Source organism: Stenotrophomonas sp. 99219_Sma (genome assembly GCF_056480785.1).
The window spans coordinates 428,503-441,061 of sequence record NZ_CM151117.1 but is presented as its reverse complement, the minus strand read 5'-3'; the positions used below and the strand labels follow the sequence as shown (position 1 = coordinate 441,061).

Genomic DNA, 12,559 nt, shown 5'->3' with positions numbered 1-12,559 from the left:
GGGACGGGAATGTTACTGTATAACATTTGTCGCGCAAGGAACCTCCGCCGATGAAGTCGCCTTCTGCCGCCCTGCTTGATGCCGGCGCGGTCGCCCTGTCCAGCCTGTGCCTGCTGCACTGCCTGGCGCTGCCCCTGCTGGCCGCCGCGCTCCCCCTGTTCGGCGCGTGGGCCGAAGCGGAATGGGTGCATCTGCTGTTCGTGGCCATTGCCCTGCCACTGACCGGCTACGCGCTGTGGCGGGCCGAGCGCCGTCACCCACTGCCCGTGCTGGCCTGGGCCACCGCCGGCGCCGGGCTCGGCCTGCTGCTGGCCGGCGCGCTGGCGCTGCCCTCGCACGACTGGGAGACACCGATGACGGTCACCGGCAGCCTGCTGCTGGCCGCCACGCATATCTGGAACGCGCGGCACCGGCACGCGGGGCGGAATGGGTGCATCTGCTGTTCGTGGCCATTGCCCTGCCACTGACCGGCTACGCGCTGTGGCGGGCCGAGCGCCGTCACCCACTGCCCGTGCTGGCCTGGGCCACCGCCGGCGCCGGGCTCGGCCTGCTGCTGGCCGGCGCGCTGGCGCTGCCCTCGCACGACTGGGAGACACCGATGACGGTCACCGGCAGCCTGCTGCTGGCCGCCACGCATATCTGGAACGCGCGGCACCGGCACGCGGGGTAGTGCCGGCCGCTGGCCGGCAACCGCATGAGCTTCGGACGCAACCTGCAGTTGCCGGCCAGCGGCCGGCACTACCCCTGCTATTTGCCGTAGCGGCGCAGCAGCTCCACCAGCACCGCGGCCTCGTCCGCCCGGTGCTGCGGATCGTCGGCACCCACCACGTGTTCCTGCAGGTGCTCGTGCAGCAGCTCCATCAGCAGGCTGTGGGCGGCACCGCGCACGGCGGCGACCTGCACCAGCACGTCCGCACAGTCGCCGGCTTTACCCTCGGGCTGGTCCAGCGCCTGCTCCAACGCCGCCACCTGGCCCGCGATGCGGCGCACCCGGGTCAGCAGCTGCTTTCGATTCTTGTGTACATGCGCCATGGCGGGATCATATACCCTATGGGGGTATCTACTCCAGCTCCCGCCGCCATGCACTTGGACGCCCTCGCCGCCGCCCGTCGCCACGAACACCGCTTCGACGACGGCAACCCGCTGGCCGAACGCAACACCCGCCGCGCCCTGTGGCTCACCGTCAGCATGATGTTGGTGGAGATCGTCGGCGGCTGGTGGTTCAACTCCATGGCCGTGCTCGCCGACGGCTGGCACATGAGTTCGCATGCGCTGGCGCTGGGCCTCTCGGTGTTCGCCTACCGCTGCGCGCGGCGCTACGCGCACGATCCGCGCTTCGCCTTCGGTACGTGGAAGATCGAGATCCTGGCCGGCTATACCAGCGCCATCGCCCTGCTCGGCGTCGCCGCGCTGATGGCCGTGCAATCGCTGGAACGGCTGTGGGTGCCGGCACCGATCCATTACGACGAAGCCATCGCCATTGCAGCGGTGGGCCTGGGCGTGAATCTGCTCTGCGCCTGGTGGCTGCACGACAGCCCGGGCCACGCGCATCACCATCATGGGCATGGGCATGGGCATGACCATCATCACGGGCACGACCACGATCACGGCCATGCGCACGGTCACGACCTCAACCTGCGCTCGGCCTACGTGCACGTGCTGGCCGACGCCGCCACCTCGGTGCTGGCCATCGTCGCCCTGCTTGGCGGCAAGCTGCTGGGCCTGACCTGGCTGGACCCGGTGATGGGCCTGGTCGGCGCCGTGCTGGTGACGGTCTGGGCGATCGGCCTGCTGCGCGACAGCGGCCGCATCCTGCTCGACGCGCAGATGGACGCACCTGTGGTGGCCGAAGTACGCGAAGTGATCGAACAGGGCCCGTGGCCGGCACGCCTGGCCGACCTGCACGTCTGGCAGGTGGGTCGCGGCAAGTACGCGGTCAGCGCCAGCGTGGTCACCAGCGACGTCAGTCTGGATGCCGATACCGTGCGCAACGCGCTGGCGATTCATGAGGAGCTGGTGCACGTGACGGTTGAGATTCACCGCAGCGCATGATCCACGCCGGGTAGTGCCGGCCGCTGGCCGGCATGGCATGCTCCGGCCGCCGCTGGCCAGTAGAGCCAGGCCATGCCTGGCTGCGTTGCCCACAAGTCGAGCAAGGCTTGTATGTTCCTCCCGGCTCCTACGAGGTATGTAGGAGCCAGGGTGGAGGGACCGTCAAGCATGCATCTGCGGATACTAGCCGACAGACGAGTCGAGCGATCCCCATCCCGCACACGAACGTCGATAAAGGATCGTACGGCCCCCAAAGGGGATCGTCGATGTAGGCAAGCTAACGTCGGTGCGGTACCACCCCAGCCCCTTAAAGATAGCTGGGAGCCGTACAAATGTCTGATTCTCTCGATATTGGCGTGGACGTGGACTCCAAGGAGTTGGTACCGGCAGTGGCCGACCGCAAGGCCGGCGACAGGATCGCCAACACCCGGGCCGGCATAGCCCAGTGGCTCAACACCTTGCCCCAGCGATGCCGGATTGGCATGGAGGCGACGGGGCGGTACTACGAGTTGTTGGCTCGGATGGCTGGCCAGGCAGGCCACGTTGTCTATGTGATCAATCCACGTCTGATCAAGCACTACGGCCGGGCGACGGGCTCGCGTGGCAAGACGGACGCCATGGACGCCGAAGCGATCGCCCGGTACGTGAAGAAGGAGAACGATCGCCTGCGTGAATACGTACCGCGTACCGACGAGCAGCAGCAGATGCACGATTTGCTGCGCAAGCGGCAGACGCTGGTAAAGACACGCGCGCGCCTGGAGCAATCCTTCGGGGTAAGCAAAAGTGCCCCCGGGGAGCTGTCAGATCTGTTCTGCGCTCTGGCTGGGACGCTGTCCGAGCTGGAAAGCGAACTGCAGCGCTTGGGTCGCGATGGAGAGCATGGCACGCTCTACAAGCGCCTGTTGACCATCCCTGGTGTCGGCCCTGCCGTCGCCGCTCACCTGATCTACTACATGACGCGCTGGCCGTTGGCCAACGCCAACGCGTGGATCGCCTGCACCGGCCTGGATCCCCGGCCTAACGAGTCTGGCGGCAGAACGGGACGGCGTAGGCTGTCCAAACAGGGCGCGCCAGTGCTGCGCCAGATGCTCTACATGGCCGCCATGGGGCTCAAGCGGTGTCGTCGGGGGCAACCGCTCTACGACGAGCTGTCAAAACGCGGTCACCCCAGCACCGCCGTCTTCAACATCCTGGCCAGAAAGCTGGCCAGGATCGCCTGGGGTGTCTTCAAAAGCGGCCGGGACTTCGATCCGGCCATGCTGAAGGTGGGTCAAGCCTGCTTCCAGCAGGCTTGACCACGAACATAGGATCTCGACTCTACAACTACAGCTTCAACATCATCCGCAACAGGTACATCAGCAGCGGCAGCGCGCTCAGCACTGCACCACCGATGCCGATCCACGGCCAGCGCTCGCCGCGCACGCGCGAAGCCACCGCCAGACCGCAGCCCACCAGCGCCGCGCCCAGCACCCCCACGCCCAATCCCGCAGCCATGCCATTGCCGCCTGCGGCCACCGCCGCCTGCACAGCGAGGCTGCCCGCGCCCCAGCCCACCACGATCCCCAGCCAACTCGCCACGCCGCACCACGGTGCCTTGCCCTTCGCCATCCGAAAACCCCTGTGTCCTTGCCGAATTTCTGTACGGACCACGCCCGTGTGCTGCCTACACTAGCCGCACCTGCCCCGTCGGGACATCCCATGCGCACGCTCCACCTGCTGCTGCCAGGTGCCCTCCTGCTGCTCACCGCCTGCAGTGGTGATGCCGGGCTTCCTTTCAGCGCCGACCCGTTGCAGGGCTGCTTCGCCACCGGCGCGCGCAAACCGGCCGACTTCCGCATCGACAAGGAAGGCGGCCAGTACTTCGTCTCCTTCAGCCGTGGCGAACAGTGGCAGCGCGAGCCGAATGCCCTGCACAAGGCCACCCGCAGCGAGATCAGCCGCTACTTCCGCGACGACGCCGATCAGATCGACAGCGCCCTGATCCGCATGGCCGGTGGCTTCGGCATCTTCCACTTCAACAAGGGCGCGACGCTGAAGGGCAAGGCCAGCGACAGTGACTACATGGCGTTGATGCTGATCGGAGCCGGGCCGGTGTATGCGGTGAAGTGTATTTGAGCAGTTGTTTGCGACAGCTTCTTTCGTAGTTAACAGCCCGAAGCATAGGAAAAATTTCAAAACAACGATAACTGGATAGGTGTCTCGTCGGGCGACCAGAACTCAGTTCAGCATCAGCTCTCCATCCCAAAAGAGGAGCTGAGACATGAAATTGAAGCAGTTCGCCTTTTTGATAACAGCCTTTCTGCCCGCGACCGCCATTTGCGCTAGCGAGCGTCTAAGCATAGATGTCGTAGTAGCGAATCCAGACGGAAGTGTCAGCGTAGATAGGACAAGCAGCTGGCCAGACTTCAATGGCGGCATCGTGGACGTAACGCAGCGCCTGAAACAAGATGATTTTGGGAGACTCAGCTATCGCTATGAAGATCAGAGTAGAGCCACGCAGCTCTATCACCAAGCCTATTGCGAGTCGGTGGAAATGGCACCCTCAAGCGGTACCATGACGTTGTCGGGCCCCTCCACCGGCTGGTCATGCTACAGCGATGATCCCGCGCCCCCTGCCGACCCTTTGAACAGTATTGATTGGGCAACGGCGACTGCACCGAGTGGGCAGGTACCCGTTGGTCAGAATATCTTTCCCATTGGGAGCGGGAGCTGGGAGAGCTCTATTGGCGGCATGAGGCGCTCAACCCTCAGCGTAGACAATGGACGCTGTATTGCACAGGAAACCGACCACTACGCAGGGCCATTCAGAGGCAGAACCCAATTTGGCGTCAATTGCTATTTTTCGCAGTCCAAGTTTGCAAACACCATGATGGAGACCTGCATCCCCAAACAATGTGCCACCAATAGAGGGACGATCTTCGCTCAATAGCTCCTAGAGGGAGATGCCCATGCCCAAAGGCAGGGCATCTCTCATCCATGCATAAACGCCATATACTCGTTGCCAAAGGACTGACGAAATGACATTCAGTCTTGGACATTGGAACATGCTGCCCCTCCTGCTGATGGCCGGTGCAATACAGTCTCAGGGTGCCTATGACGAAGTCCGGGAACTGCCCGACGGCCAGACACTGATATTGCGCACCCTGGACTGGGATCTCGGCGATGGTCGCCACGAGCGCGTTACCGTGCATTGGCTGCTGCAGGAAGACGGCAGCCTGCGCTACGACTTTGATCGGCAGCCACCGGAAACCCAGGACGCTCATCGTCGCTCATGCGCGCGGCAGGGCATGCGGCCCTCGCGTGGCGTCGGCATGATTTCAGGGGAAGGAACCACACACGGCTACAGCTGCACCAGCCAGCTGTAGAGCCGAGCCCACGCCCGGTGCCGCCATGCCGGCACCCACGCGTGGCTTGGATCTACCGCAACAGCAGCCACGCGTGGCCCCGGCAACAGCTGCGGTACCATGCCCTCCCCCGAACCGCCCCGGTACCCGCCGTGCCCCATTACACCGGCCCCCTGCTGACCCGCGACAGCGCTGACACCCTGCGCCGTGCCTATGACAAGGGCGCTGCCGACTGGCAGGGCTCGCTCGACCTTGGCCGCAGCGAGGACAGCGTGGTGCTGGATGCCGACGGCTTCCACTTCCGTGGCCAGCGCTACCCGTGGCCGGGCAAGCTGAAGGACCGCACGCTGTACTACTGGGATGGCGAGGACTTCGCACCTATCTCGCGCTACAGCAGCTCGCTGATCAAGCTGGTGCCGACCGAATGGGGCGCACCGACCTTCGAGATCGACGGCATCAAGATGCTGCCGACCTCCAAGCTGTCACCGTTCGAGGATGCGCGACGCAAGGTCGAGCTGGTCGCCCCGGCCGGCAAGGTCATCCTCGATACCTGCGGCGGCCTGGGCTACTTCGCCGCCTGCGCGCTGGAGGCCGGTGTCGGCCAGATCCGCTCGTTCGAGAAGAACGCCGATGTGATGTGGCTGCGCACGCTCAACCCGTGGTCGCCGGATCCGGACTCGGCCGCCGCCGGTGGCCGCCTGCAGTTCAGCCACGGTGACGTCTCACAGCAGATCGAACAGGTGGCCAGCAACAGTGTCGACGCGATCCTGCACGACCCGCCACGCTTCGGCATCGCCGGCGAACTGTACTCGCAGGTGTTCTACGACCACCTCGCCCGCGTCATCCGCAAGGGAGGGCGCCTGTTCCACTACACCGGCGCGCCGAACAAGCTGACCAGCGGCCGCGACGTGCCGCGCGAAGTGGCCAGGCGCCTGGAAAAGGCCGGCTTCAAGGCCGAACTGGCGCTGGACGGTGTGCTGGCCGTCAAGCGCTGAGCCTCACTCCGAATCCACCTTCGCCAGCTTCATCACCCACTTCGGCACTTCCGGTTCACCGGCATAGAAGTCTTTCGGCTTCTTCTCGGCCATCGCCCAGCGGTGCAGCCAGCTCGGGCCATAGCGACCGCTGTAGCCCTCGGCGCCACGCGCGTAAGCAGGATCGCGCATCGCCTCATCCAGTGAAATGAAGCGATAGCCGCGGCGCTTCGTCGCCGCCACCAGTTCTGCGAACGTGGCTGCATTGAGCTCGTTCGCGTGCATCAACCACACCTGCGGCAGCGCATAGCCCAGCAGCGCCTGCGACTGCTTCTCGTAGTAGTCCAGCTTGTTCAGCATGTAGGGCACATAGCCCTTGCGCAGCTGCGCCAGCATCGCCTCGCGCGCCGGGGAATCAGGCTGCTCGTTCATCACGTTGACATAGGCGAAGGCCCACACCCACTCACCGTTGTCGACCGTCACCGGCGCCACGCGGTAGCCATGCTGCTTGAAGAACACGTCCATCTCCGCGCGTTCTTCCGGTGTGCGTCCGGCACGCAGATAGGGATGGCGCATCCACTGCGGTTTCAGTCCGCGCTCGGCCAGCAGCGGCCGCAGCACCGTTTCACCACGCAGAAAATCCTGCTGGAACGCAGGCACCCCCCTGGCGTTCAGATCCATGTGCGAATAGGTGTGGTTGCCCAGCACATACCCGGCGTCCAGCCAGTCGCGCAGCATCTGCACCCGCGCGGGCTGCACGTGTCCGTTGATCTCAAGCTTGTTCTCGTTGACGAAGCCGACCACCGGCACACCCGCCTGGCGAAGCTGGGCCATCAGCGCTTCGTGCCGCGACTGCAGGTCCGGCGGAACGATCTCGTCCACCCGCGCCCACGGCAGGTCGTCGATGGTCATCGCGATCCGGCGATCCACCTCGGCGGCGTGTACCGCCAACGAACACAGCAGCAATGGCACAGCACGAAGCAACCAACGCATCAGCACATCCTTGCAGGGGCGAAGTGCTGACTCTAGCGCGATTGCGGGCGCGCGGCCGGCCCCACACCCGCTATGGGCCGGACGACTGCTCCTGACGTTCGCGCACGATCGCCCGCCACAGCATGAATCCTGCAGCCATCGCCATCAGCATCAACGCGACCAGCACCAGGGCAAGATCATCGGGATTGCGCAGCAGCGGTGCATGCTCATGGGTGAGGATCTCGAACACCACCTGCTGCGCCTGTGCCAGCGGCAACCGGCCCTGCTCGCCCAGCTCCACCAGGCACGCCGCTGGGGACAACTTGGCCACGCCAGTCCATGCCAGGTCGTACAGGTGCAATGCCCTGAGGGCCAGCGCCAGGATCGCGGCGTGCAGCGCCATCAGCCCCCAGTTGGCACGTCGCAGGCGTTCCGACAGGCGGCCCAGCCGGTAGACGCTGATCGACATCGCGCCCAGCAGCGCCAGTACCACGCCCGCCATCGGAATCCACTGCAAGGGTTGCCACGGTGCAAGCGCAGTGGACCGCGCCAGCAGTTGTTCGGCCACCTGCATGCGCGCGACAGGGTCGGGCCCGCCGCATGCGTCATCCACCGGCTCCAGCAGCAGTCCCACACGGTAGTGGAAGAAGCCGACTGCAAGGGCTACCGCCAGCAGCGCCACCACCTGCAGTGCCAGCAGGATCGGGCCAGGACCACAGATACGACAGAAGCGGGTAGCAGCAGAGACCATCGGTTCATCCATGACAACAAAGGACCATCCTAACCAAGCGCCCTGTGCTTGTCGGCTGGCGGATACGACAACCGGCGCGCGGTCCCGGTAGGATGTGGATGAGCATGGATGGTCGTATGTAGAGGTGTTGTGGATGGTCACGCTGTATCTGTGGGTGCGAACGCTGCTTCCGCTGCTGGCGTTCGTGATCGCCTGGATGCTGCTGTCGCGCCTGATCAAGGCCCGCGTGGCGCGCCTTCCACGGGTTCCCTTGAACCTGCCCGAGCACAGCAGCAGCCCACGCAGGAAGGACCGGCGCATCTACGCGCGAAAGCTGCGGCGAAAGCCAGGTCTGCGTACCGCAACTCGCCCGGCCTCCGCGCCGCGCAGCTGGAACCTCGCAGCGCTGTTCGTTTCGCTCTTCGCGTTGATCGCCACCGTGCTGGTCGTGCCGGATGGCGCGCGCTTCCAGGTCATGGTCGAGAGCATCACCGGCTACCCGGCTACGATTGCTGAAGTACATGTTCCCGCTGCCGGGCAGCCCCTCGTACTGCAGGCCTGGCAGCCAGCACTGGCGCAACTGTCGCGGCCGGTAACGATGCGCTACCCGATCGGACGCACCGGCGGCGAGCATGATGCGCACGCCACGCTGCCGGTTCAAGTGAGGCATCAGGGTGATCGGCTGCAGGTGGCTACGGCCGCGCCGGTGGATTCCGAGCTGCTGCGTGCAGAGCTTGCGCACTTGGCGGGGCTGCCGACGGAGGCAATCACCGTCCACCAGAGCGAGATCTCACCCTGGCTGGAACCCGGCTGGACGCCGCTGGACGGCATGTAGATGCCGGGCCAAGCCAGGCTGCTGTTGCAGTAGATCCACGCCATGCGTGGATGGGCACCGTGCGGGGTCGAACACGGCTCGACTCTACAGATCAGGATCCGCGCGGCAGCTTCGCGGCCCACATGTTGTCCACCAGATTGGGATAACGCCGCCCGTTCTCTTCCGCACGCTGCCGGGCTGCCTCCTTCTGCGCAGGCGACAACGGCTGCGACGTCTGGCCCTTGGGATTGGGCTTCTTCCACGGGGGCGTCTTCGGTTCACGCATGGCCGCAGCTTACTGCTTCAGGAAGTTCAACAGCGCCAGATTGAAGTGATCAGCATGACTGGTGTTGCAGCCATGCGGCGCGCCTTCAAGGATCACCACTTCGCTGCCCGAAATGGCTCGGTGCGTGCGCTGGCCAGAACCTTCAAACGGCACGATGGCATCGCTGTCACCGTGCAGGATCAAGGTCGGCACCGTGATCTTCTTCAGGTCTTCGCGGAAGTCGGTGGTAGCAAACGCCTTCATGCACCCCAGCGCTGCGTTCTGGTCGGATTGATGGCACAACGCGATCGCCGCCTGACGCGTCTCTTCGGTCACCATCAACTGGCCATGGGCGCTGAAGAAATCGCGGGTGAAGCCATCGAAGAACGCCTCACGATCCTTCTCCAGACCGCTGCGCATTTCATCGGCCTTTTCCTGGGTGAGCGGGCCATCCGGGTTGTCATCACTGCGCAGCAGATACGGCGGCACCGCAGCAGCAAACACCACGCTGTGCAGGCGCTCCTGCCCGTGGTTGGCCACATAGCGCGCCACCTCACCGCCGCCCATCGAGAAGCCGACCAGGGTGACGCCGTGCAGGTCACGCTCCTCGATCACCCCGGCCAGGTCCGCTGCCAGCGTGTCGTAGTCATAGCCCTCGGCCGGCTTATCGGAACGGCCGAAGCCGCGCCGGTCGTAGCTGATCACCCGGTGTTGGGCGTCGCGGAGGATCGACACCTGCGTCTTCCATGCGTCGGCGGACAGCGGCCAACCGTGAATCAGAATGACCGGGCGGCCGTCGCCACCAGTGTCTTCAACGTGCAGGCGGACGGGGGAAGCAGGCATGGAACCTCCTGTGGAAGGGGAGGATTTCAGACTATGGGCCGGCCCCTATCGCGACCGTGATGGAATCGCCGGTCGCCATGACATCCCCTGCACAGACCACGGCCCCGACGTTGGAGCCGAGCCGCCAATGCGGGCATTCACTCCATGGAACGGCCGTTTCGTCAGACGCCGGCTGCAGCGCACCAAACGCCATGCGAGCCTGCGCGAACCCTCCCTGGAGACTCGTCATGCTGCTGCTCACCCTGCCCCTGCTGGCCGCCGGCCTCGCCGCCGCACCCGCGCCCTCCGATGACCTGCGCGAGCAGATCCGCCAAGCCGACACCCAGCTGTTCGCCGCCGCCTTCGAGGCCTGCGATGCCGACAAGGCCGCCGCGATGACCACCCAGGACATGGAGTTCTTCCATGACAAGGATGGCAAGTCGGCCAGCAGCCGCGAAGACTTCCGCCGCAGCGTGGCCAACATGTGCAGCAATGCGCGCAAGGGCGGCTGGAGCCTGCGCCGCGAGCGGGTGGAGCCTTCGCTGCAGGTGTTCCCGCTACACGACGAGCGGGCGCTGGAAATCGGCGACCACCGCTTCCATGAACGCGGCAAGGACGGCGTGGAGCGCTGGGTGGGCCAGGCCCGCTTCATCCAGGTCTGGCGTCGCGTGGACGGGCGCTGGTTGGCCGAGCGGGTGATCAGCTATGACCATCGGCCGGCGGACTGATCGCCGCGATGCGGTGGTTCACGGACCGGTTCTATACTGCCCAGGTCCATCACGACCTACCGCTGCAGATCGCCCCATGGCAGAGATCACCCCCAACCACCCCGAGTACGGCCTCAACCAGCAGATCCGCCAGGGCGTGGCCGCCCTGGACGCGCAGCATGGCCGTCCGTTCGACCAGACCAGCGAGCGTCTGACCGCCAGCCTGACCGTGCTCGCCCGCGAGCAGGGCCTGCAGCAGGTCGACCACGTGCTGGTCAGCAACGCCACGGCCAATCATCCGGCCGGGCACAACGTCTTCGTCGTGCAGGGCGACCCGGCCAATCCGGCGCACCTGCGCGCGATGATGCCGACGGCTGTGGCGGCGCAGACGCCGGTGGAGCAGTCGATGCAGAAGCTGGGGCTGGGTGGGCAGCCGCAGGTCGAGGTGCAGGCGCAGGAAATGCAGAATCCTGCGCACCGGATGGGGTAAGCACGCCGGCGCCGCTCAGAGCCGGCCATCACGTGACCAGGGCGTCCGCTGACCTGCAGCGCCCTACTTGAGATTCAGTCCAATCGGAAGCTATCCCGACCGGAGCCCCGCCTACCGCGAACTGCAGGGGCTGCTGGTCATATCTGCGCCAAACCACCCACAAACGACATGCCTTGACGCCAATGACACCGACTTGATATGCATTGCGGATCGATATCCCTGTATGCATTAATTGCGTCTATCGAAAATTGCGCAGGGGGCGTCGTGGGTATCAGGGACGAATTGCAGAAGGTGATGGAACTGCAGCCTCAATACAGTTCATTGCCGACAGCTGCCATGCAGGCTCGCGGCCAGATCATCAAGCATCAGCTACCCAAGCTGCTTAGCGAGAACGCCGAGCAACTTCGCCTTGCATCAGACATCGAGCCGGGGGATTTTTTACTCGTTGGGCGTGATGGGATCGGCAGAAAGTCCCAAGTTCCGTGGGTTCGTTTTGCATCCGAAGCACGCTCGCCCACCGCAACCGAGGGCTGGTATGTGGTTTGGCTGTTCCGCGAGGATGGCTCCGGCGTCTATCTAGCGGTCTCCCATGCCTCTACCGAGAAGATTGATGGCGATTTTATCAAGCGTTCCCCGGGCGAGACTCAGCGCCTAACCAGATGGGCCTTGGAGATACTTGAGAATGACATCACCGCGGATCCACGACTACTCAAATCCATGACTTTGGGCGGCGGCTCTCTGGCAAAGGCTTACGAAAGCACCACAGCTGTTTCGTATTTCTACGCCAAGGATCACGTTCCATCCGATGATCAATTGCGCGCCGACATGCTCACGATGGCGCGTCTACTGAAGAGCATCTATCGAGGTGAGCCGGCCCAGAAGCGTAGCGGCCAAACTTCACCGGATGTTATTGCAGTGGTCGAGGCGATCGAAGAGACCGCCTCGGGTCGCAAGAAGTCTGGACAGGGCTTTGGGCTCACGCAGCCTCAGCGCCGAGCAGTGGAGCTGCAAGCGATGGCACTTGCCAAGGAGCACTTCGGCAGCGCGGGATATGAAATCAAGGATACGAGTGCTACGGCCCCTTACGATCTGGAGATCAGAAAGGAAGGCCAGGTTCACTACATCGAGGTGAAGGGAACCACCGGCGGTTTGGGGGACATCGTGCTCACCAAGAACGAAGTGCAGCACCACCTAAAGCATCATCCGAACAACGGCCTGTTCGTCGTGCATGGTATCCAACTGCAGTCGCACGACGGAGTACCCATTTGCGCCGGAGGAACCGCACACATTCAGCAGCCGTGGCAAATCTCGGATGCGAACCTGCAAGCTCTCGCCTATCGATATCGTATTGCGTAGAACCCAATGAATCGGCCGCGCTTCTCTCAAGCG

The 12,559-nt window shown here is 64.4% G+C and carries 17 protein-coding genes and 1 pseudogene; 12 read left to right on the top strand and 6 right to left on the bottom strand.

The genetic code is table 11. The features are described from left to right. The first annotated feature begins 50 nt into the window (after positions 1-50). Together ACZK13_RS02025 and ACZK13_RS02020 are read left to right on the top strand one after the other, a co-directional pair. Positions 51-467 (top strand): MerC domain-containing protein, encoded by a 417-nt coding sequence (locus ACZK13_RS02025; protein WP_478482225.1) that lies wholly within the window; start codon positions 51-53, stop codon positions 465-467. Beyond that, a pseudogene (locus ACZK13_RS02020) lies at positions 422-670 on the top strand (MerC domain-containing protein); the annotation flags it as partial. The gene ACZK13_RS02025 and the pseudogene ACZK13_RS02020, both read left to right, overlap by 46 nt. A 77-nt stretch (positions 671-747) precedes the next feature. Here the strand turns inward: ACZK13_RS02020 and ACZK13_RS02015 are convergent. Continuing rightward, on the bottom strand, positions 748-1,032 hold the full coding sequence (locus ACZK13_RS02015) for a metal-sensing transcriptional repressor (protein WP_478482224.1): 285 nt from the start codon (positions 1,030-1,032) through the stop codon (positions 748-750). A 48-nt stretch (positions 1,033-1,080) separates the two neighbouring features. Between ACZK13_RS02015 and dmeF the strand changes: the two genes are divergently transcribed. Together dmeF and ACZK13_RS02005 are read left to right on the top strand one after the other, a co-directional pair. Beyond that, positions 1,081-2,052 (top strand): CDF family Co(II)/Ni(II) efflux transporter DmeF, encoded by a 972-nt coding sequence (gene dmeF, locus ACZK13_RS02010; protein ID WP_478482222.1) that lies wholly within the window; start codon positions 1,081-1,083, stop codon positions 2,050-2,052. A gap of 332 nt (positions 2,053-2,384) precedes the next feature. Next, the gene (locus ACZK13_RS02005; protein ID WP_478450965.1) at positions 2,385-3,347 is read left to right on the top strand and encodes an IS110 family transposase; all 963 of its coding nucleotides are present in this window, start codon (positions 2,385-2,387) and stop codon (positions 3,345-3,347) included. Positions 3,348-3,375: 28 nt separating this feature from the next. Here ACZK13_RS02005 and ACZK13_RS02000 read toward each other — a convergent pair whose 3' ends face one another. Beyond that, entirely contained in the window at positions 3,376-3,660 is a 285-nt protein-coding gene (locus tag ACZK13_RS02000) for a hypothetical protein (protein WP_478482220.1), read from the bottom strand. 90 nt (positions 3,661-3,750) lie between these two features. On the opposite strand from ACZK13_RS02000, the gene ACZK13_RS01995 reads away from it, so the two are divergent. The 4 genes from ACZK13_RS01995 (at position 3,751) to ACZK13_RS01980 (ending at position 6,391) form a co-directional block, all read left to right on the top strand. Next, complete coding sequence (locus tag ACZK13_RS01995) at positions 3,751-4,167, top strand: hypothetical protein (protein ID WP_478482219.1); 417 nt, start codon at positions 3,751-3,753, stop codon at positions 4,165-4,167. A 145-nt stretch (positions 4,168-4,312) separates the two neighbouring features. Beyond that, complete coding sequence (locus ACZK13_RS01990; RefSeq protein WP_125895019.1) at positions 4,313-4,981, top strand: hypothetical protein; 669 nt, start codon at positions 4,313-4,315, stop codon at positions 4,979-4,981. An 88-nt stretch (positions 4,982-5,069) separates the two neighbouring features. Continuing rightward, complete coding sequence (locus tag ACZK13_RS01985; RefSeq protein WP_253145566.1) at positions 5,070-5,417, top strand: hypothetical protein; 348 nt, start codon at positions 5,070-5,072, stop codon at positions 5,415-5,417. 41 nt (positions 5,418-5,458) lie between these two features. After that, positions 5,459-6,391: a class I SAM-dependent methyltransferase gene (locus ACZK13_RS01980; RefSeq protein WP_478482217.1), complete on the top strand. Its 933-nt coding sequence runs from the start codon at positions 5,459-5,461 to the stop codon at positions 6,389-6,391. Between the two features lie 3 nt (positions 6,392-6,394). Here the strand turns inward: ACZK13_RS01980 and ACZK13_RS01975 are convergent, their stop codons facing one another. Then, positions 6,395-7,363 (bottom strand): polysaccharide deacetylase family protein, encoded by a 969-nt coding sequence (locus ACZK13_RS01975; RefSeq protein WP_478482216.1) that lies wholly within the window; start codon positions 7,361-7,363, stop codon positions 6,395-6,397. A 70-nt stretch (positions 7,364-7,433) separates the two neighbouring features. After that, positions 7,434-8,093 carry a hypothetical protein gene (locus ACZK13_RS01970; RefSeq protein WP_478445376.1) on the bottom strand — a complete coding sequence of 220 codons (660 nt, stop codon included), beginning with the start codon at positions 8,091-8,093 and terminating at the stop codon, positions 7,434-7,436. Positions 8,094-8,226: 133 nt separating this feature from the next. Between ACZK13_RS01970 and ACZK13_RS01965 the strand changes: the two genes are divergently transcribed. Beyond that, positions 8,227-8,907, top strand: coding sequence for a hypothetical protein (locus ACZK13_RS01965; RefSeq protein ID WP_180838293.1), 681 nt, complete (start codon positions 8,227-8,229; stop codon positions 8,905-8,907). Between the two features lie 91 nt (positions 8,908-8,998). Here the strand turns inward: ACZK13_RS01965 and ACZK13_RS01960 are convergent, their stop codons facing one another. Beyond that, positions 8,999-9,172, bottom strand: a complete 174-nt coding sequence (locus tag ACZK13_RS01960) for a hypothetical protein (RefSeq protein ID WP_097048477.1) — start codon at positions 9,170-9,172, stop codon at positions 8,999-9,001. Positions 9,173-9,181: 9 nt separating this feature from the next. Continuing rightward, complete coding sequence (locus ACZK13_RS01955) at positions 9,182-9,994, bottom strand: alpha/beta fold hydrolase (RefSeq protein WP_180838292.1); 813 nt, start codon at positions 9,992-9,994, stop codon at positions 9,182-9,184. Positions 9,995-10,221: 227 nt separating this feature from the next. Here ACZK13_RS01955 and ACZK13_RS01950 point away from each other — a divergent pair, with 227 nt between their 5' ends. The 3 genes from ACZK13_RS01950 to ACZK13_RS01940 all read left to right on the top strand — a co-directional run bounded on the left by ACZK13_RS01950 (position 10,222) and on the right by ACZK13_RS01940 (position 12,526). Next, positions 10,222-10,701 carry a YybH family protein gene (locus ACZK13_RS01950; protein WP_005407862.1) on the top strand — a complete coding sequence of 160 codons (480 nt, stop codon included), beginning with the start codon at positions 10,222-10,224 and terminating at the stop codon, positions 10,699-10,701. Between the two features lie 76 nt (positions 10,702-10,777). Continuing rightward, a complete protein-coding gene (locus ACZK13_RS01945; protein WP_180838291.1) occupies positions 10,778-11,170 on the top strand; it encodes an XVIPCD domain-containing protein in 393 nt (130 codons plus the stop codon). 294 nt (positions 11,171-11,464) lie between these two features. Next, positions 11,465-12,526: an MrcB family domain-containing protein gene (locus tag ACZK13_RS01940; protein ID WP_180838290.1), complete on the top strand. Its 1,062-nt coding sequence runs from the start codon at positions 11,465-11,467 to the stop codon at positions 12,524-12,526. The last annotated feature ends 33 nt before the right edge of the window (positions 12,527-12,559 follow it).